We start from the raw sequence: 16,433 nt of genomic DNA, 5'->3' as shown, positions 1-16,433 counted from the left end.
TCGAGGCAGCCGAATGCATGAACTACTTCGCAAACGCCGGATACGCTTCCGTCAAAACGTGAAAGACTCTAATGCTTGCCATGCTCGCGCCAAGTTTTCGACGGAACGCTCGATGCACCTCGACCGTTAACCGGGGCCAATTTTTTGCGAAAGGACCTTTCCGATGATCAAGAAACTTGCCTGTGCCGCCGCGCTTTCAACCACGGTCCTCGCTTTTCCCGTCAGCGCCGGCACGCTCCGGCTCGGCACGCTTGATTGCACCATCGACGGTGGCGTCGGTTACGTCATCACTTCCAACAAGGGCGTGTCCTGCGTCTTCCGCCCCTACCACCACGGTCCGTCCGAGATTTACACGGGCATGATCTCCAAGCTGGGCGTCGATGTCGGCCAGACGCATCAGGGCCAGCTCGTCTGGGCGGTTCTCGCCGCCACCCGCCACCATGACGCGGGCGACCTCGCCGGCAGCTATTACGGCGTCAACGCCGAGGCGAGCGTCGTGACCGGCGGCGGCGCCAACCTCCTGGTTGGCGGCCTGAACGGCGCCTTCATGCTGGAGCCGCTGAGCGTCCAGGCGCAGACCGGCGTCAACCTGGCCGTCGCGGTGGCCTCGCTGGATCTCGTCCACTCCTACAAGTGAAGCTTCGGCTTCCATATCCGTTGCACCACACTCGGCCCGGAACAGCTGTTCCGGGCCGAGTGCTTTTTGGGGGGCGGATGCCGACAGCGCAAATCCTGGGTCGCCCACCTCGCGAAATACGCGAAAAAGCCTCTTGAGCTCAACCGCGCTTGAGGTTCTACAAGCGCTGCCGAACTGGATCTGGAGCGTGATCCCGAAAAGTGGAATCCGGTTTTCGGAAGAGATCATGCTCAAACAAATAGAACCTTGTTCGCAATGCGGATGAGGTTGCGCAAAAACAAGCAGGAGCTCGACGTGACGGCAGCAGGCGGCAGCAAGGTGGCCAGCAAGAAGGTGAATTGGCAGGCGCTGTGGGCGAGCGGCGACCTGGCGCGCTTCTGCTTCGTCAGCCTGGGCATCCTGCTGCATGCCACCAATGAGACGATGGTGGCGACGGTGATGCCGGCCATGGTCGGCGAGCTGGCGGGCGTGCAGCTGGTCGGCTGGTCGCTGGCGATCTACGAGCTTGGCGCGATTGTCGCCGGCGCCGCGGCCGGCCGGCTGGTGAGCTATGTCGCGCTGCGCTCCAACATGATGGTCGCCGCCCTGCTCTACGCGACCGGCGCGCTGATCTGCGCCACGGCGTCTTCGATGCCCTTCTTTCTCGCAGGACGTCTGATCGAAGGGCTTGGCGGCGGCGCGCTCGTGTCGCTCGCCTTCGTTTCGGTCGAGCGGCTGTTTCCGCGCAACATCTGGCCGCAGCTCTTCGGCATCATCTCGGCGATCTGGGGCATCGCCGCCTTCAGCGGTCCGATGCTCGGCGCGCTCGTGACCGAGTACCTGTCGTGGCGCTGGGCTTTCGGGGTCTTCACGGTCGGTGGCGCGGCGATGGCGCTGGCGAGCTTCATCATGCTGAACACGCCCATAGCGACGAAGCCGCAGGCGGGCAGCGGCACGGCGCCACCCTTCCCCTATCCAGCGCTCGCCTGTCTCGCGATCGCCGTCGTGCTGATCGCCGCCGCCGGCATCGACATTGCCCTGCTGCGCTCGTCGCTGCTGCTCCTCCTCGGCCTGGTCGGCCTGGCGCTGTTCTTCCGCATCGATGCCCTCAGGCCGCGCTCGCGCCTCTTCCCGTCCCCCTTGTTCTCATGGCGCTCGCCGCTTGGCTCAGGCATGACGATGGTCGCGGCCTTTTCCGTGGCCACCTGCACCTTCACCATTTACGGGCCGCTGCTTTTGACCACGCTGCACGGCATTCCGATCCTGATCACCGGCTACATCATCGCCGCCGAATCGATCGCCTGGTCGATCCTGTCGATCCTCATTGCCAATGCGCCGCTCGAACGCGAGCGGTTGATCATCGTCGTTGGCGCGCTGATGATCGCCTCCGGTCTCGCCGGTTTCGCCTACACCATCCCCGCAGGCTCGATCCCGCTGATCCTGCTCTGTGCGCTGCTGCAGGGCGGCGGTTTCGGTGTCTGCTGGCCGTTCCTGACGCGCGTCATCGTCGCCTCAGCCCGCGAGGGCGAGCAGACGATCGCCTCGGCCGCCGTGCCGACCATGCAGCGCATCGGCTACGCGGTGGGCGCGGCGCTTGCCGGCATCGTCGCCAATGCCAGCGGCTTCTCGGAGGGCCTCAATCGTGACGCGGCCGCGGGCGTCGCCGGCTGGCTGTTCCTCGCCTTCGTGCCGCTTGGCATCCTGGGCTGCATCGCCGCGCTGCGGATTGCGTTGCCGGCTCTCCGGCCGCAGCAAGCGACCGGCTAGACGACAATTGTCGCCAGCCGCTCGGCAATCAAGGCGGCGAGCCGTGCCGCGACCTCGTCCTTGCCCATTTCCGGCCACTCCTCGACGCCGGACTTGGAGACGATGCGCACCTTGTTGCGGTCGCCACCCATCACGCCCGATGGGCCGATCCCGCTCTCATGCGAGACATCGTTGGCGACGATGAGATCGGCGCCTTTCTTCCTGAGCTTGGCCTCGGCGTTGCCGATGAGGTCCTGTGTCTCGGCGGCGAAGCCGACGACGAGGCCCGGCCGCCGGCTGTGATGGCCGACCCCGGCGAGGATGTCGGGATTCTCGACCATCTTGAGCGACGGCGGCCCCTCGCCCGCCACCTTCTTGATTTTCTCGCCGGAAGCATTCGCGGTCCGCCAGTCGGCAACCGCGGCGACGAACACCGCCGCGTCCGCCGGCAGAAGGCTCTCGACCGCTTCCTTCATCTCGACCGCGGTTTCGACATGTGTGGTCGCAACACCGGCTGGATCGGCGATATTGACAGGGCCGGACACCAGCCGGACGTCGGCCCCGAGCTTAGCAAGCGCTGCCGCGATCGCATGGCCCTGTTTGCCGGACGAGCGATTGGCGATGTAGCGCACCGGGTCGATCGGCTCATGCGTCGGCCCCGAGGTGACGATGATCCTGCGGCCGGCAAGCGGCTTCGGCCTTTCGTCGAGCATCGCCTCGATCGCGGCCACGATCTCCAGCGGCTCAGCCATGCGGCCTTCGCCGGCCTCGTTGCTTTCCGCCATCTCGCCCTTGGCGGGGCCGACGAAGGCGATGCCGTCCTTCAACAGGGTCGCCCGGTTGCGGCGCGTCGCCGGATGCGACCACATTCTCGGATTCATCGCCGGCGCCATCAGCACCTTCTTGTCGGTTGCGAGCAGCACTGTCGAGGCAAGGTCGTTGGCATGGCCGTTGGCGAGCTTCGCCATCAGGTCGGCGGTAGCCGGCGCCACGACCAGAAGGTCGGCCTCGCGCGACAGCCTTATATGGCCGACGTCGTGCTCGTCATTGCGGTCGAACAGTTCGGTGAAGACATGGTCGGCCGAAAGCGCGCCCGCTGAGAGCGTGGTGACGAATTCCTGCGCTGCGGCCGTCATCACCACCCGAACCGAAGCGCCGCGCTCGCGCAGGCGCCGGATCAGGTCGAGCGCCTTGTAGGCGGCAATGCCGCCGCCGATGATGAGCAGGATGCGCTTGCCGGAAAGCGTTCCCCGAACTGATGGCTTGCCGGACCCTGCGGAGACGGGCGCCGTTTGTCGCTCGGAGCCGGTCAACGCGCGCAGCGTCTTCTCGATCTGGTCGATGCGGTCGGCCTGTCCTGCCCGGCCTTCAACCGCTGCGCGGATCATCGCCCGCGCCTGCTCCTCCATCGAGCAGCCATTTTCGGCTGCCAGCTGGCGCAGAAGGTCCTTGACCTCGTCGTCAAGGTTGCGGATCGTGATGCTGGCCATCTGATTGCACCTGCCTCAAACCGTCGCTAGCAATGATAGCAATGCAATCAAACTGCGGCAAGGCGGGGTGGCGGTCAGAAAATCCGCCAGGCGATATAAGCCAGCGTCAGCGCGATGACCCACAGCGCGACGCGGCCGGAGCGAGTATGGCGCGCCTCGGCCTTGCCGATGGCATGCGCGGTCGCCTCGTCGAAGCGCAGGCCGTGTTCGGCCATCAGGTCGATTTCGCGCGATAGTCGCTCGGTGCGGGTGGCGATGTCCGGCGCCTGTCTCGCCAATGAGATCAGGGCTTTGCCGGCGTCGCGCGCGTCGGACAGCATGCCGCGCGGGCCGAGATTGCCGGCGATCCAGTCGCTGACCACCGGTTCCGACGTCTTCCACATGTTGAAGGCCGGATCGAGCGTTCGGGCGACGCCTTCGACCACTACCATGGTCTTTTGCAAAAGCACCAGCTCGGTCCGCGTCGCCATGTCGAAGAGGTCGGTGACCTCGAACAGCAGCGTCAGAAGCTTGGCCATCGAGATCGTGTCGGCCGACTGGCCGTGGATTGGCTCGCCGATGGCCCGGATCGCCTGTGCGAAGGCCGAGACATTGTGCTGGCGCGGCACGTAGCCGGCCTCGAAATGCACCTCGGCGACGCGGTGATAGTCGCGCACGATGAAGCCGTAGAGGATTTCGGCCAAGAATCGCCGCTCCTTCTTGCCGAGCCTGCCGGCAATGCCGAGGTCGACGGCGACGATGGTTCCGTCCGGCTCGACGAACAGGTTACCTGGATGCATGTCGGCATGAAAGAAGCCGTCGCGCAGCGTGTGCCTGAGGAACGACTGGATCAGGTTGGCGGCAATCGCCTTGAGGTCGTGGCCGGCGGCGGCAAGACCGGCCAGATCGTTCATCTTGATGCCGTCGATCCACTCCATGGTGATCACGTCGCGGCCGGTCCGTTCCCAGTCGACCGTGGGCACGCGAAAGCCGGAATCGTCCTTGGTATTTTCAGCGAGCTCGGAAAACGCGGCCGCCTCGAGCCGCATGTCCATTTCGACCTTGGTGGTCTGTGCCAGCGTCTGGGTCACCTCGACCGGCCGCAGCCGGCGCGACGACGGGATGTACTTCTCCTGCAGGCGCGCGGCGAGGAAATAACTCTCGAGATCCTGGAAGAAATGATGGCGTACGCCGGGCCGGATCACCTTCACCGCCACCCGCGAGGCCTTCCCGTCTCGAACGACTTCAGCGCCGTGCACCTGGGCGATCGAAGCGGCCGCCACCGGCTCGCCGAAGCTTGCATAGAGATCGCCGATCTTGCGGCCGAGCGAGGCTTCGATCGCCGCGATCGCCGCGGCCTTCGGGAAGGTGTGCATCTTGTCCTGCAGCAGGGCAAGATCGACCGCCATGTCGTTGCCGACCACATCGGGCCGTGTCGCCAGGAACTGGCCGAGCTTCACGTAGGACGGGCCGAGCCGCACCACCGCCTTCGCCAGCCGGTCGCCGCGCTCGTAGGCTCGCGCGCGGCGGCGCGTCAGCAGCCGCGCCAGCTGCCAGCCGAGCTTCGGCATGCCGGAGAGCTCTTCGCCGGGCAGCGCCGCGACGACACCCTCGCGGACCAGCACCCAGCCGGCCCTGGCGAGCCGGAAAGCGGCGCCAACCGTGGTCATCGGACGCTGCTCATCGCCTGGCCTGCCTCAAGGGTTCCGACCTCAAAGCTTCCAGCCCGAATGAAGTGCAGCGATGCCGCCCGAATAGTTGCGGAAAGTGACCCGATCGAAGCCCGCGCGGGTGATCATGGAAGCGAAATTCTGCTGGTTGGGGAATTTGCGGATCGATTCCACCAGGTAGGAATAGGGCTCGCCGTCGCCGGTCACCGCCCTGCCGATTTTAGGGATGGCGTTGAACGACCAGGCTTCGTAAACCTTGTCGAGCAGCGGCATGTCGACCTCGGAAAACTCCAGGCAAAGGAACCGCCCGCCGCGCTTCAGCACGCGAAAGGCTTCGCTCAGCGCCACATCGATGCGTGGCACGTTGCGGATACCGAACGCGATCGTATAGGCGTCAAACGTATTGTCCTCGAACGGCAGCGCCTCGGCATTGGCCTCGACGAAATCGGTGTTTTCTGAAAGACCTTTCTTCTCGGCACGGTCGCGGCCGACCTCAAGCATCGAGCCGTTGATGTCGAGCACCGTCGCATGCGCGTTGCGGTGGCTGGCTTCGACGATGCGGAAGGCGATATCGCCCGTGCCGCCGGCGACATCGAGCACCTTCCAGCCCTGCCGCTTCGGCGGATGGAGCCAGGCGACCATCGCGTCCTTCCACAGCCGGTGCAACCCGCCCGACATCAGATCGTTCATGAGGTCGTATCGGTTGGCCACCTTGTGGAACACGTCGTTGACGAGGGACTGCTTGTCGCCTGCCCCTACCTTCCTGAAACCGTAGGAGGTTTCCATGCCGCCCGCGGCCGTGGTTCTCTCAACTGACATTATTTTGATCCGCCATAAAACCGGCGGGACCATAGCCGATCGATGGGGCCGGCGCTATTGTCCAAGGCGCGGTTTTCGGCCGCGCTTTCAAAACGGCTTCGGGAAGAGTCTGCCATGATTTTCCGCCCGGAATCGGCGCCACGACAAAAAAATACCGCACGGGATGGCCGCATGATTTTGAAAGCCGAGTTGCACTGCCATATCGAAGGGGCGGCGGCGCCCGACCTTGTCGTCAGCCAGGCCCGCAAATACGGCAAGGACCCCTCGCCCTACATCCAGGACGGCTCCTTCGTCTGGCATGATTTCTCCTCTTTCCTCGCCGCCTACGACTTCGCCTCCGACCTTTTCCGCACCGAGGAGGACTATGCCCGGCTGACCGATCATTACCTGACCAGCCTCGCCCGCGACGGCGCGATCTATTCCGAGATATTCACCTCGCCGGATCACGCCAAGAAGGCCGGACTGTCGCCCAAGGCCTACACGGATGCGCTGGGCGAAGGCATGGCCCGCGCCAAGGCAAGGACCGGCATCGAGGGACGCATGATCGTCACCGGCGTTCGCCATGCCGGTGTCGAGGCAATCGAGCAGGCCGCGCGCTTCGCGGCGCGCTGCGGCCATCCGCTGGTCACCGGCTTCGGCGTCGCCGGCGACGAGCGGATCGGCGATTTCGAGGATTATGTGCGCGCTTTCGAGATCGCTCGCGAGGCAGGCCTCGGCGTCACCATCCATGCCGGCGAGCTGATGGGCTGGGAAAGTGTCAAGGCAGCGCTCGACCATATCCGCCCGTCCCGCATCGGCCACGGCGTGCGCGCCATCGAAAACCCCGACCTCGTGCGGCGTATTGCCGACCAAGGCGTGGTGCTGGAATGCTGCCCCGGCTCCAACATCGCGCTCAACGTGTTCGACAGTTTCGCCGACCACCCCTTCCCAGCCTTGCGCGCGGCCGGCTGCAAAGTAACGCTCAATTCCGACGACCCGCCCTATTTCTGGACCTCGCTGAAGCGCGAATACGATTTCGCCGCCGAACATTTCGCGATGGACGACAAGGCGCTGACCGCCGTCACCAGGACGGCCATCGAGGCAGCCTTCGTCGACCGGAAGACCAAAGCAATGCTGTTGAGCAGACTCGACGCCAAAGGCCGGTGAATGGTGAATGGATGGTTTGCCGGAGTTTCGGCCCGTCAACGGCAATCATCGACCCGTCGGGACTCGCAAACCCGCTCGCTATTCACTATTCAGCATTTACTATTCACTATTCGCCATTCACTGGAGAAGACCATGCAGGGCGTCACCGTCGTCGACCACCCCCTTGTCCAGCACAAGCTGACCATCATGCGCAAGAAGGAGACCTCGACGGCCGGCTTCCGGCGGCTGCTGCGCGAGATCTCGCTGCTTCTGTGCTACGAGGTCACCCGCAACCTCGAGCTGACCACAACCACTATCGAGACGCCGATCGAGGAAATGGAGGCGCCGACGCTGGAGGGCAAGAAACTGGTCTTCGCCTCCGTGCTGCGGGCCGGCAACGGCCTGCTTGAAGGCCTGCTCGACCTGGTGCCGGCGGCGCGCGTCGCCCATATCGGCCTCTACCGCGACCACGAGACGCTGGAGGCGATCGAATATTTCTTCAAGGCCCCGAGCGACCTTGCCGACCGGTTGGTGATCGTCGTCGATCCGATGCTCGCGACCGCCAATTCCGCGATTGCCGCGATCGACAAGCTGAAGGGGCGCGGTGCCACCAACATCCGCTTCCTCTGCCTGCTCGCGGCGCCCGAAGGCATCGAGCGCTTCACCAAGGCGCACCCCGATGTCCCGATCTTCACCGCCTCGATCGACCGCCAGCTGAACGACAAGGGCTACATCATGCCCGGCCTCGGCGACGCCGGCGACCGCATGTACGGGACCAAGTGAGCGCTTTTCTTAACCGATCGTTTACGAAACGCCGTGGTTCCGGCGCGCGTTAAAACTGAAAACACCATATCGGCTTAACGATCGAACCTTCACGAAGGTCGATCCATGCTGCGCAAGCTTCTCCTCCTCGGCATCTTTGTCGGAAGCTCGGCATCGATCCCGATCGTCTATCAGTCGAATCCGCAGATGGTCGAAACCCTGCTGAGATCGGCGGTTGCCTCGAAGCCGGCGACCCCGGAGGCTCGGCCGGACGTCAATCTCGCTTCGGTTCCAGCCAAGCCGGCGCCGCCGCTGCCGCTCGGCCGCCAGGTGCTGGTCAATGCCGACCAGCGCGGCCATTTCACCTCCGCCTTCAAGCTCAACGGCCGCCAGATCGACGGCATGATCGACACCGGCGCCACGCTGGTCGCGATCAACATATCGACCGCGCGCCGGATCGGCATCTCGCTCAATCAGTCGGACTTCAATCAACAGGTGAATACGGCGAACGGCGCCATCAAGGCCGCGGTGGTCACTGTCGACCGTCTGCAGATCGGCAAGATTTCCGTCGACAACGTCCAGGCGGTGGTGCTCGACGACCGGGCGCTGCAAACCAATCTGATCGGCATGAGCTTCCTGCAGCGGCTGCAGAAATACGAAGTCCAGAACGGCGCGCTGCTGCTCGTCCAATAGGCGCGATATTACAGAGGCAGTATCCGCCTGAGCACGGTCTTTTCGGCGGACGGCTTCGAGGTGCCGATCGTGTAGGCGGAGCGCACCGCGGCGGCAGCAGCCTCGGCGGCAGCCTCGGTCCGCGCGTGGACCAGCGCCAGCGCCTCGCCCGCGTCTACTTCGGCACCGATCGGCAACAGCCTGGTCAAACCCACAGCATGATCTATTCTGTCGTCCGGACGCGTGCGCCCGCCGCCCAGCGCGACGACGGCGAGCCCGATATCGCGCGTCGCGATCCCCGTGACAAAACCGTCCTCCGCCGCTTCAACCGGCAATTCCACCGCCGCTTTGGGAAGATACTTTTCCGGGTTCTCGATGAAGTCGGCGGGACCGCCGAGCGCCGTCACCATGCGCGCGAACACGGCCGCCGCGCGGCCGCCGGCCAGCGTCTCGGCGGCACGCCTGATCCCGTCCTGGTTGGACGAGACAATTCCCGCCGATTGCAGCATCTCGGCGGCGAGCGCCAGCGTGACGTCCTCCAGCCGCCGGTCGCGGAACCGGCCGGTGAGGAAGTCGACGGCGTTGCGCACTTCCACCGCATTGCCGGCGGCCGAGGCCAGCGGCTCGTTCATGCCTGTCACCAGCGCCGAGGCCTTAAGGCCCGCGCCGTTGGCGACCTCGACCAAGCTGTTCGCCAGGGCGACAGCTTCGCGCGACTTCTCCATGAAGGCACCGTTGCCGACCTTGACGTCGAGCACCAGCGAGTCCAAGCCCGCCGCAAGCTTCTTCGACAGGATCGAGGCGGTGATCAGCGGCACCGACTCGACCGTCCCGGTCACGTCGCGGATCGCGTAGAGCCGGCGGTCGGCGGGCGCGAAATCGGCGGTCTGGCCGATGACGGCGCAACCGGTCTCGAGCACCGTTTTGCGCAGGCGCGCCACGTCCGGCTGGCTGGTGTAGCCGGGGATGGCATCCATTTTGTCGAGCGTGCCGCCGGTATGGCCAAGGCCGCGTCCGGAGATCATCGGCACATAGGCGCCGCAGGCGGCGACGATCGGCGCAAGCATCAGCGAGACGTTGTCGCCGACGCCGCCCGTCGAATGCTTGTCGGTAACCGGGCCCGGCAGGTCGGACCAGTCGAGCACATCGCCGGAATCGCGCATGGCGAGCGTCAGCGCCACAGCTTCCTCGCGGCTCATGCCTTTGAGGAACACGGCCATTGCGAAGGCGCCGATCTGGCCCTCCGACAGCGTGCCGGCTGTTATCCCTTCGATGAAGGCCGAAATCTCGGTTGCCGAGAGCTTGTGGCCGTCGCGCTTGCGGCGGATGATTTCCTGGGGGAGCATCAGCTTTCCGGCAAGCCTTCTTCGAAGACTCGCCGCAGGATCGTCGCCAGCCGCGCGCCGCCGACCGGCGCCATGTCCTTGGTTTCCTGGTGCGAGAGTTCCGCCCCGGTCATGCCGGCCGCCAGATTGGTGATGACCGAGCACGCGGCGACCTTGAGGCCGAGGAAGCGGGCCAGGATGACTTCCGGCACGGTCGACATGCCGACCGCATTGGCGCCCATGATGCGCGCCATGCGGATCTCAGCCGGCGTTTCGAAGCATGGTCCGGAGAACCACATGTAGACGCCTTTGAGCAGCGCCGTGCCGGTCTCCTTCGCCGCCTTTTCGATCGCCTTGCGCAGGCCGGCATCATAGGCCTCTGTGAGGCCGACGAAGCGGCGGTCGCTCGGCTCGCCGATCAATGGGTTGGAGCCGGAGAAGTTGATGTGGTCGGTGATCATCATCACGGAGCCTGGCCCCATCTCTGGATCGACCGAGCCGGCGGCGTTGGTGAGGATGAGATGTGAGATGCCGATGCCGGCAAGCACCTCCAGCGCCGGGCGCATCGCGGCGGCGTTGCCGTGCTCGTAGTAATGCGCGCGGCCGGAGAGCATCAGCACCGGCGTGCCGGCGAAATGCCCGGCGACGACCTCGCCGGCATGGCCGGAAACGCCGCTTCGGGGGAAGCCTGGCAGCTCGGCATAGGAGATGCGCCTTGCGCCCTCGACCTGGTCGACCAGCCCGCCGAGGCCGGAGCCCAGCACAAGCGCGGCAGTCGGGGCCAGCCCGTCCAGTTTCTCGACGAGATGATCCAGCGCTTCCTTCATTTCAAGATATCGCCCCTGAAGCCGTAAGGCAGCATGTCGCCCATGGTGACCGTCTCGACGACGCCTGTATTGTCGCAAAGATAGAGCTTTGTCTCCGGCCGGCAGAATTCCGCCAGCCGCTGCCGGCAGCCGCCGCAGGGCGAGCATTTGGCCATGCGCTCGGCGATCACCGCGATCTCGGTGATCCTGCCGCCGCCGCCCATGATGTAGTGGCCGAGCGCAGTGGTCTCGGCGCACCAGCCTTCGGGATAGGACGCCACCTCGATATTGGCGCCGGTGAAGACGCGCCCGTCCTCGGTGCGCAGCGCGGCACCGACGGGAAACTTGGAATAGGGCGCATAGGCCTTGGCCATCGCCGTCTTCGCCGCTTCGAACAGATCATGCGACATTTTCTTCTTCTCTCCCACGATCTTGTTCAAAAGCCGGTTGCCTAAGTCGCCGAACCCTTGTGCAGTCCAGGCCTCAGCGCTCCTTGACGTAGGGCACGCCGCCGGCGCGCGGCGGGATCGCCTTGCCGATGAAGCCGGCGAGCAGGATGACGGTGAGCACATAGGGCAGCGCCTGCATGAACTGCACCGGCACCTTTCCTATGATGGGCAGCGGCGAGCCTTGCAGCCGGATCGCCGCCGCGTCGAGGAAGCCGAACAAAAGGCAGGCGAACATGGCGTTGACCGGCTTCCATTTGGCGAAGATCAGCGCCGCAAGCGCGATATAGCCCTTGCCTGCGGTCATATCCTTCACGAAGCCGCCATTCTGCACCATCGACAGATAGGCGCCGGCGACGCCGGTAAGGACGCCGGTGCAGATCAGCGCCCGGTAGCGCAGCCAGGCGACCGAGATGCCGGCGGTATCGACGGCGGCCGGGTTTTCGCCCACGGCGCGCATCCTGAGCCCGAAGCGGGTGCGGAACAGAACCCACCAGGTGAACGGCACCATCGCGAAGGCGAAATAGACCAGGATCGAATGGCCTGAGATCAGCTCGGCATAGATCGGCCCGAGGATCGGCACGTCGCGGACGGCTTCGGCGCCGGGCCAGACGATCGCCTCGAAGCGCTCGCCCGGCTGCAGTGCCGGCGTGCGGCCGCCCTGCTGGAACCAGGCCTGGCCAAGGATGATGGTCGAGCCTGCGGCGACGAAGTTGATGGCGACGCCGGAGACGATCTGGTTGCCGCGATGCGTGATCGAGGCGAAGCCGTGCACCATGGCGAAGGAGACCGAGATCAGGATCGCCATTCCGAGGCCGATGAAGGCCGAATGGAAGACCGAGGCCGCGGCGGCGCCGGCGAAAGCGCCGACCAGCATCTTGCCTTCCAGACCGATGTCGAAGATGCCGGCCCGCTCGGAATAAAGGCCGGCGAGACAGGCAAGCAGCAGCGGCACCGAGAGGCGGATGGTGGAGTCCAGGACCTGGACGATTGCGTTGAAGACGTCCATCTCAGGCCCCCTTCCCGTTGACCGCCTGCATGCCCACCGATTTCGGGCTGAACGAGGCGAACAGTGCCTGGATATAGGGCCTGAACATATGCTCCAGCGCGCCGGCGAAGAGGATGACCAGGCCTTGGATGATGACGATCATGTCGCGGCTGATCGCCGGCATCTCGAAGGCAAGCTCGGCGCCGCCCTGGTAGAGCATGCCGAACAGGATCGCCGCCAGCACGATGCCGACCGGATGCAGCCTGCCCATCAGCGCGACCGCGATGCCGACATAACCGGCGCCCGAGACGAAATCGATCGCCACATTGTGCTGGTCGCCCATCACCGGGTTGAGCGCCATCATGCCGGCCAGCGCGCCCGAGATCATCATCGCGGTGAGGATGATGCGGGTTTCCGAAATGCCGGCATAGCGCGCCGCCTTCGGGCTGTGGCCATAGGTGCGCATCTCGTAGCCGAGCTTGGTGCGCCAGATCAGCAGCCAGACCAGGAGCGCCATTACCAGCGCCAGCAGGAAGCAGATGTTGAGCGGCGCCGAGCGGATCTTGGCGCCGAACAATTCGATGATCCAGTTGAGCTTCGGCAATTCCGCGCCGGGGAGGAAATTGCGTGTCTGCGGCGCCTGCGATCCAGCCGGCTTCAGCGCACCGACCAGCAGATAGACCATCACCGAGGCGGCGATGAAGTTGAACATGATGGTGGTGATGACGATGTGCGAGCCGCGCTTGGCCTGCAGATAGGCGGGAATGAAGCCCCAGGCCGCGCCGAACACCGCCGCGGCGACGATCGCCATCGGAAAGATCGCCCACCAGGGCAGCACGCTGTCGAAGCTGAGACAAACGAGCGCGATGCCGAGGCCGCCGATATAGGCCTGGCCCTCGGTGCCGATGTTGAACAGGCTGCAATGCGCCGCCACCGCCACCGACAGCCCGGTGAAGATGAAGGTGGTGGCGTAGAACAGGGTGAAGGCGATGCCCGTGCCCTTGCCGAAGGCGCCTTCGACCAGGATGACGGCGGCGCGGAACGGATTTTCGCCGACCAGCATGACGACGAAGCCGGCGACGATGAAGGCCACCGAGAGATTGATCAGCGGGATCAGGCCATAATCGGCCCAGGCCGGCAGCTTGGCATAAGGCGTGCTCATTCGGCGGCCTCCTGGTGTTCGACACCGGCCATAAGGAGGCCAAGCTCGCCTTCGGTCGCGTCCGGCCCGCGCTCGCCGACGATGCGGCCGGCAAACATCACCAGGATGCGGTCGGAGAGCGAGCGGATCTCGTCGAGCTCGACCGACACCACCAGCACCGCCTTGCCCTGGTCGCGCATGGCGATCAGCCGCTTGTGGATGAATTCGATGGCGCCGACATCGACGCCGCGGGTCGGCTGGCCGACGATCAGCACGCCGGGATCCTGCTCCATCTCCCTGGCCAGCACGATCTTCTGCTGGTTGCCGCCGGAGAAATTGGCGGTCTTGAGCCGCGGATTGCCGGGACGGATGTCGTATTTCTCGATCTTGTCCTTGGCGTCCGCCATGATGGCATCGACCTTGAGGAAGGGTCCTTTCAGATAGCGCTCGTCGTCGTGATAGCCGAGGATCGAATTCTCGTTTTCCTCGAAGGCGAGCACCAGCCCGACATGGTGGCGGTCCTCCGGCACATGGGCGAGACCGCGGTCGCGCAATTCGCCGGGGTCGGCCTTGCCTGTCAGATCGACCGGCTTGCCTTCGAGCATGACCTCGCCGGAGACGGCGTGCCGGATGCCGGAGATCGCCTCGAGCAGCTCCGACTGGCCGTTGCCGGCCACGCCGGCGATGCCGACGATCTCGCCGCCGCGCACGTCGAAGGAGACGTCGTCGACCATGGTGACGCGGCGAGAATCCTTCACCGTCAGGTTCTTGACCGAGAGCTTTATCGCGCCGGCTTCCGACTGGCCCTTCTCGACCCGCAGGAGCACGCGCCGGCCGACCATCAACTCGGCCAGTTCGCCGACCGTGGTTTCCTTTGTCACCCTGGTGGCCACCATGGTTCCCTGGCGCATCACCGAGACCGTGTCGGTGATCGCCATGATCTCGCGCAGCTTGTGCGTGATCAAGACGATCGTTTTTCCCTGCTCCTTCAATTGCTTGAGGATGCGGAACAGGTGATCGGCCTCGGCCGGCGTCAAGACCCCGGTCGGCTCGTCGAGGATCAGGATCTCTGCGCCGCGATAGAGCGCCTTGAGGATCTCGACGCGCTGCTGCAGGCCGACGGGCAATTCCTCGATGATGGCGTCGGGATCGACCTCGAGGCCGTATTCGCGCTCCAGCCGCTCGAGCTCCGAACGCGCCTTGGCGATGCTGCTTTTCAGGAGCGCGTCGTTCTCGGCGCCGAGGATGACGTTCTCCAGAACCGTGAAATTGTCGACCAGCATGAAATGCTGGTGCACCATGCCGATGCCGAGCGCGATCGCGTCGTTGGAGGTGCTGATCGACACTGGCTTGCCGCCGACACGGATTTCGCCGCTGTCGGCCTGGTAGAAGCCATAGAGGATCGACATCAGCGTCGACTTGCCGGCGCCGTTCTCGCCGACGATGCCGTGGATGGTGCCGCGCGCGACTTCCAGGTTGATGTCGCGGTTGGCGCGCACGGCGCCAAAACTCTTGTTGATGCCTATGAGTTCGATTGCGGCTTGCGCCATGCAGCCTGTCCCACTCGTTATTTTTTTATCGCTTGGTCAAAATGCCTAGCACGATGCCCCGCCTGTGCCAATTGGCCGGAACGCCATTCACTCTCGACAAATCCCCGCGGGCTTGTCAATTTCGAAGGTGGCCGAGAGCTTCACATTCACAGAGACCTGGTTTTGAATGACCAAACCTGACGACCGGCTGACAACGCTGGAAATCCGCGCCGCCGAGCAGGAAAAGACCATCGAGGAACTGTCCGGCCAGATCGCCGAGCAGTGGAAGGTGATCGAGCGCATGGAACGCAAGCTTGCCGCCCTCACCGACCGGTTCCTGGCTTTGGAGGAGCAGACTGCTCCCGATACGCCGGTGACCAAGCCGCCGCACTATTGAGCGGGCATTGGCGAGCCATGGGGGAGAACGGTCATGGCCAGTGAAGGAGACCGCATCGCGAGGGCCGGCGACTATGTCTTCGGCCTGATGGACAAAAGGGAACGGGCGCGTGCCGAGCGCGACCTCGAGATCGACCCCGCCTTTCGCGACGCGGTGCTGCGGCTCGCCGAACGCATGCGTGCGCTGGATCCGGCGGGAGCGTCCGCCGGTGGAGCGGCAGACAATCGCTGGAAACTGGTCGCGCAACGCCTCGGCGAGCTGCCGCAGATGCGGCTTGCCGGACTGGGCGAGAGCGAGGCGAAGCCGCCACCCGTTGTTATCAATAAGATCGAGCGCAAACCCTATGGCGTCGGCCTGCATTCCCTGGGCGGCCGGCTTGGATTTGTCATCGCGATGGCGCTGCTGGCGGCGTTCGCGCTCGGCTATCTCGCCGGCACATTATAGAGATCGCGCCATCAGAAGCATCGGCTCGCCGTCCTGCTCGAAGGCCTCGACCGCGGTCCAGCCGAGCGCTTCATAGAATCGTCGCGCCTGCCAGGTGTAGAGATAGAGCTTGCTCACGCCGACGGATGCCGCATGGGCCTCTACGGCCCTCAAAAGCGCCGCGCCAACACCCCGGCCCCGGTAACGTTCGTCAACGACCAGCCCGGCGAGCCAAGGCGTCAGATCATGCGCCGGGTCGATCTCGTTGCGGACGAACAGGCAGCTGCCGATGGGCGAGCCGCCGAAGCCGGCGACGAAGGCCGCCTCGAAGCCGTCGCCGGCGATCAGTCCGCGCAGCGCGGTGATATCCTCTGCGAGCGTTCGGCCGGATCCCTCGAAGAAAGCGGCCAGGCGCAGCCTTGCAACGGCCTCGACGTCGCCTTCCGCCATGGCTTCGATTGTCGGCTGCATGATGCTCATCCAAAAAGAAACCGCCGGG

Annotated in this window: 17 protein-coding genes; 7 read left to right on the top strand and 10 right to left on the bottom strand. The window is 64.9% G+C overall.

What is annotated here, in order from left to right; all coding sequences use genetic code 11:
- Nucleotides 1-163: 163 nt before the first annotated feature.
- Together RFN30_RS30955 and RFN30_RS30950 are read left to right on the top strand one after the other, a co-directional pair.
- Entirely contained in the window at nt 164-637 is a 474-nt protein-coding gene (locus RFN30_RS30955) for a DUF992 domain-containing protein (RefSeq protein ID WP_320265783.1), read from the top strand.
- 261 nt (nt 638-898) lie between these two features.
- Entirely contained in the window at nt 899-2,383 is a 1,485-nt protein-coding gene (locus tag RFN30_RS30950) for an MFS transporter (RefSeq protein WP_320265782.1), read from the top strand.
- On the opposite strand, the gene coaBC is transcribed toward RFN30_RS30950, so the two are convergent.
- The 3 genes from coaBC to ubiE all read right to left on the bottom strand — a co-directional run bounded on the left by coaBC (nt 2,380) and on the right by ubiE (nt 6,320).
- A complete protein-coding gene (gene coaBC, locus RFN30_RS30945) occupies nt 2,380-3,852 on the bottom strand; it encodes a bifunctional phosphopantothenoylcysteine decarboxylase/phosphopantothenate--cysteine ligase CoaBC (protein ID WP_320265781.1) in 1,473 nt (490 codons plus the stop codon). The two genes, RFN30_RS30950 and coaBC, sit on opposite strands and share 4 nt — an antisense overlap.
- A gap of 74 nt (nt 3,853-3,926) precedes the next feature.
- Complete coding sequence (ubiB, locus tag RFN30_RS30940) at nt 3,927-5,501, bottom strand: 2-polyprenylphenol 6-hydroxylase (protein WP_320265780.1); 1,575 nt, start codon at nt 5,499-5,501, stop codon at nt 3,927-3,929.
- Nucleotides 5,502-5,543: 42 nt separating this feature from the next.
- Complete coding sequence (ubiE, locus tag RFN30_RS30935) at nt 5,544-6,320, bottom strand: bifunctional demethylmenaquinone methyltransferase/2-methoxy-6-polyprenyl-1,4-benzoquinol methylase UbiE (RefSeq protein ID WP_320265779.1); 777 nt, start codon at nt 6,318-6,320, stop codon at nt 5,544-5,546.
- Nucleotides 6,321-6,491: 171 nt separating this feature from the next.
- Between ubiE and RFN30_RS30930 the strand changes: the two genes are divergently transcribed.
- From RFN30_RS30930 to RFN30_RS30920, 3 genes are all read left to right on the top strand, one after another.
- Nucleotides 6,492-7,466, top strand: coding sequence for an adenosine deaminase (locus RFN30_RS30930; protein WP_320265778.1), 975 nt, complete (start codon nt 6,492-6,494; stop codon nt 7,464-7,466).
- 132 nt (nt 7,467-7,598) lie between these two features.
- Entirely contained in the window at nt 7,599-8,228 is a 630-nt protein-coding gene (upp, locus tag RFN30_RS30925; RefSeq protein WP_320265777.1) for a uracil phosphoribosyltransferase, read from the top strand.
- Nucleotides 8,229-8,333: 105 nt separating this feature from the next.
- Nucleotides 8,334-8,900 carry a TIGR02281 family clan AA aspartic protease gene (locus tag RFN30_RS30920; protein ID WP_320265776.1) on the top strand — a complete coding sequence of 189 codons (567 nt, stop codon included), beginning with the start codon at nt 8,334-8,336 and terminating at the stop codon, nt 8,898-8,900.
- An 8-nt stretch (nt 8,901-8,908) separates the two neighbouring features.
- Here RFN30_RS30920 and deoA read toward each other — a convergent pair whose 3' ends face one another.
- From deoA to RFN30_RS30890, 6 genes are all read right to left on the bottom strand, one after another.
- The gene (gene deoA, locus RFN30_RS30915) at nt 8,909-10,225 is read right to left on the bottom strand and encodes a thymidine phosphorylase (protein WP_320265775.1); all 1,317 of its coding nucleotides are present in this window, start codon (nt 10,223-10,225) and stop codon (nt 8,909-8,911) included.
- The gene (locus tag RFN30_RS30910; protein ID WP_320265774.1) at nt 10,225-11,031 is read right to left on the bottom strand and encodes a purine-nucleoside phosphorylase; all 807 of its coding nucleotides are present in this window, start codon (nt 11,029-11,031) and stop codon (nt 10,225-10,227) included. Before RFN30_RS30910 ends, deoA begins: the two co-directional genes overlap by 1 nt.
- On the bottom strand, nt 11,028-11,420 hold the full coding sequence (gene cdd / locus RFN30_RS30905) for a cytidine deaminase (protein ID WP_320265773.1): 393 nt from the start codon (nt 11,418-11,420) through the stop codon (nt 11,028-11,030). The genes RFN30_RS30910 and cdd overlap by 4 nt, the downstream gene beginning before the upstream one ends.
- A gap of 73 nt (nt 11,421-11,493) precedes the next feature.
- Nucleotides 11,494-12,465: an ABC transporter permease gene (locus RFN30_RS30900; RefSeq protein ID WP_320265772.1), complete on the bottom strand. Its 972-nt coding sequence runs from the start codon at nt 12,463-12,465 to the stop codon at nt 11,494-11,496.
- A gap of 1 nt (nt 12,466) precedes the next feature.
- The gene (locus RFN30_RS30895) at nt 12,467-13,606 is read right to left on the bottom strand and encodes an ABC transporter permease (RefSeq protein WP_320265771.1); all 1,140 of its coding nucleotides are present in this window, start codon (nt 13,604-13,606) and stop codon (nt 12,467-12,469) included.
- Nucleotides 13,603-15,135: an ABC transporter ATP-binding protein gene (locus RFN30_RS30890; RefSeq protein WP_320265770.1), complete on the bottom strand. Its 1,533-nt coding sequence runs from the start codon at nt 15,133-15,135 to the stop codon at nt 13,603-13,605. The genes RFN30_RS30895 and RFN30_RS30890 overlap by 4 nt, the downstream gene beginning before the upstream one ends.
- A gap of 166 nt (nt 15,136-15,301) precedes the next feature.
- Here RFN30_RS30890 and RFN30_RS30885 point away from each other — a divergent pair, with 166 nt between their 5' ends.
- Both RFN30_RS30885 and RFN30_RS30880 read left to right on the top strand, forming a co-directional pair.
- Nucleotides 15,302-15,511 (top strand): SlyX family protein, encoded by a 210-nt coding sequence (locus tag RFN30_RS30885; RefSeq protein ID WP_320265769.1) that lies wholly within the window; start codon nt 15,302-15,304, stop codon nt 15,509-15,511.
- 33 nt (nt 15,512-15,544) lie between these two features.
- Nucleotides 15,545-15,955, top strand: coding sequence for a hypothetical protein (locus RFN30_RS30880; RefSeq protein ID WP_320265768.1), 411 nt, complete (start codon nt 15,545-15,547; stop codon nt 15,953-15,955).
- Here the strand turns inward: RFN30_RS30880 and RFN30_RS30875 are convergent.
- The gene (locus tag RFN30_RS30875) at nt 15,950-16,405 is read right to left on the bottom strand and encodes a GNAT family N-acetyltransferase (RefSeq protein ID WP_320265767.1); all 456 of its coding nucleotides are present in this window, start codon (nt 16,403-16,405) and stop codon (nt 15,950-15,952) included. The genes RFN30_RS30880 and RFN30_RS30875 overlap by 6 nt on opposite strands.
- Between the last annotated feature and the right edge of the window lie 28 nt (nt 16,406-16,433).

It is taken from the genome of Mesorhizobium dulcispinae, assembly GCF_033977345.1.
GTDB classification, from domain to species: Bacteria; Pseudomonadota; Alphaproteobacteria; order Rhizobiales; family Rhizobiaceae; genus Mesorhizobium; species Mesorhizobium dulcispinae.
Note: the sequence above shows the minus strand (reverse complement) of the source record. Positions and strands in the feature narration are given on the sequence as shown.

What these genes read in the sequence shown, in the direction of transcription:
- RFN30_RS30955 (WP_320265783.1), top strand. Translation starts at nt 164, where the DNA reads ATGATCAAGAAACTTGCCTGTGCCGCCGCGCTTTCAACCACGGTCCTC.
- RFN30_RS30950 (WP_320265782.1), top strand. Translation starts at nt 899, where the DNA reads ATGAGGTTGCGCAAAAACAAGCAGGAGCTCGACGTGACGGCAGCAGGC.
- coaBC (WP_320265781.1), bottom strand. Translation starts at nt 3,852, where the DNA reads ATGGCCAGCATCACGATCCGCAACCTTGACGACGAGGTCAAGGACCTT.
- ubiB (WP_320265780.1), bottom strand. Translation starts at nt 5,501, where the DNA reads ATGACCACGGTTGGCGCCGCTTTCCGGCTCGCCAGGGCCGGCTGGGTG.
- ubiE (WP_320265779.1), bottom strand. Translation starts at nt 6,320, where the DNA reads ATGTCAGTTGAGAGAACCACGGCCGCGGGCGGCATGGAAACCTCCTAC.
- RFN30_RS30930 (WP_320265778.1), top strand. Translation starts at nt 6,492, where the DNA reads ATGATTTTGAAAGCCGAGTTGCACTGCCATATCGAAGGGGCGGCGGCG.
- upp (WP_320265777.1), top strand. Translation starts at nt 7,599, where the DNA reads ATGCAGGGCGTCACCGTCGTCGACCACCCCCTTGTCCAGCACAAGCTG.
- RFN30_RS30920 (WP_320265776.1), top strand. Translation starts at nt 8,334, where the DNA reads ATGCTGCGCAAGCTTCTCCTCCTCGGCATCTTTGTCGGAAGCTCGGCA.
- deoA (WP_320265775.1), bottom strand. Translation starts at nt 10,225, where the DNA reads ATGCTCCCCCAGGAAATCATCCGCCGCAAGCGCGACGGCCACAAGCTC.
- RFN30_RS30910 (WP_320265774.1), bottom strand. Translation starts at nt 11,031, where the DNA reads ATGAAGGAAGCGCTGGATCATCTCGTCGAGAAACTGGACGGGCTGGCC.
- cdd (WP_320265773.1), bottom strand. Translation starts at nt 11,420, where the DNA reads ATGTCGCATGATCTGTTCGAAGCGGCGAAGACGGCGATGGCCAAGGCC.
- RFN30_RS30900 (WP_320265772.1), bottom strand. Translation starts at nt 12,465, where the DNA reads ATGGACGTCTTCAACGCAATCGTCCAGGTCCTGGACTCCACCATCCGC.
- RFN30_RS30895 (WP_320265771.1), bottom strand. Translation starts at nt 13,606, where the DNA reads ATGAGCACGCCTTATGCCAAGCTGCCGGCCTGGGCCGATTATGGCCTG.
- RFN30_RS30890 (WP_320265770.1), bottom strand. Translation starts at nt 15,135, where the DNA reads ATGGCGCAAGCCGCAATCGAACTCATAGGCATCAACAAGAGTTTTGGC.
- RFN30_RS30885 (WP_320265769.1), top strand. Translation starts at nt 15,302, where the DNA reads ATGACCAAACCTGACGACCGGCTGACAACGCTGGAAATCCGCGCCGCC.
- RFN30_RS30880 (WP_320265768.1), top strand. Translation starts at nt 15,545, where the DNA reads ATGGCCAGTGAAGGAGACCGCATCGCGAGGGCCGGCGACTATGTCTTC.
- RFN30_RS30875 (WP_320265767.1), bottom strand. Translation starts at nt 16,405, where the DNA reads ATGCAGCCGACAATCGAAGCCATGGCGGAAGGCGACGTCGAGGCCGTT.